Origin of the sequence: Bacillus sp. AP50 (genome assembly GCF_040492675.1) — a bacterium.
In the GTDB taxonomy this organism is placed as follows: Bacteria; Bacillota; Bacilli; order Bacillales; family Bacillaceae_G; genus Bacillus_A; species Bacillus_A cereus.
On record NZ_JBEUTW010000562.1, the window covers coordinates 1 to 1,365 of the forward strand.

Consider the following 1,365-nt stretch of genomic DNA (forward strand, 5'->3'; position numbering starts at 1 on the left):
ATGTAGCGTTCTTACAGAAGGGAAATGAATTATCATTTGTATAATTAATAGAAGTAAAATAAAATAATAATTATAGGTAATAAAGAGAATTATTATTATAATCTTCAATAGGAGAGGTGAATTTGAAATATGGATAATAAAAATGAAAAAGAAAATTTATCTATTATAAATAAACAAAGTGAATATATAGATACATATGTAGAGAATTTAAGAGATGTAGTTCCATTTCTGTATAACGATAGTTATGTGGATAAATTGGAAGAGAAAATGGAGGTTGCAGAAAAAGAGGGAAAGAGTAAATATACGTATTTAAGTGACCTGGAAGTTATTTATCATTTCGTACATTTACAAAAAGATATGGATGAGAAGAAGAATAGAAAAGAGGATACGAAAAAGAGTTATGTTTCTGAAATCTTGTCATTTTGTCAGTGCATGGTGCAGCATGCAGAAGAATTTGAATTGAATGGGGAAGAGGTACAGAAAAATGACTCTTTATTGAAAACATTGCAACCTTGGAATATTCGTAAATACAATTCTTGGCTGAAACGGGTAGAGAACGGTAGGAATGGTGACACATATGCAGTCGCAACACTTGCAAAGAAAACAGTACTCATTCGTTCTTTTCTAAAACATCTTCATGTATTTTCTTATATTGAAAAGCCTCTTCATGAAGAACTGCAGCGGGCAAATGTAAATGAGCAGGATCGGCCAAATCGGGACTTATCCTATGATGAGGTTATGAAAATTTTAGGGTTTTATAAAGAAAGAGGACATTTAGTAAACTATACAATTTTACTTGCTCTGGCAAGTACTGGTGCAAGAATTCAAGAATTGTGCACCGCGAGAGTGAAAGATTTACATTATGACGGAAAGTACTGGTTAAAAGTCACTGGAAAAGGAGATAAAGTGCGTGAACTTTTCATTTCGGAACACTTATACCAGTGTATTTGTGAAATGAGGCGGAGAAGGGGATGCCAAACGGTATTGGAAAAAGGGGATGAGAGTCCGTTATTTATAAATCAAAGAGGAAATACTTATAACTCTAAAACACTATCGAATCAAGTAACAGATATGATAAAAAAGACAAACTTAGAGTTTCTACTGTATCGTGAAAATCCAGTAACGGCGCATACATTCCGTCATGCTTTCGCAATTATGGCAGTAGAACAAGGTAATGCAGATTTATATCATTTAATGCAAACACTTGGCCATGAAAATATTCAAACGACTAAAATATATTTAGAAAAGCATATGAAGCGTAAAAACAACGTTGGATCTACTTTCGCTGATATGCTGATTTAAACTTTATATAGTTTATAGGGGTATTTAATTATATATTTTTTATATAATTAAATAATGTATATG

Annotated in this window: 1 protein-coding gene; it reads left to right on the plus strand. The window is 31.9% G+C overall.

Annotation, left to right across the window (positions count from 1 at the left end; translation table 11 throughout):
• Nucleotides 1-129: 129 nt before the first annotated feature.
• Nucleotides 130-1,302, plus strand: a complete 1,173-nt coding sequence (locus tag ABWK52_RS26590; RefSeq protein WP_065845741.1) for a tyrosine-type recombinase/integrase — start codon at nucleotides 130-132, stop codon at nucleotides 1,300-1,302.
• Nucleotides 1,303-1,365: the final 63 nt, after the last annotated feature.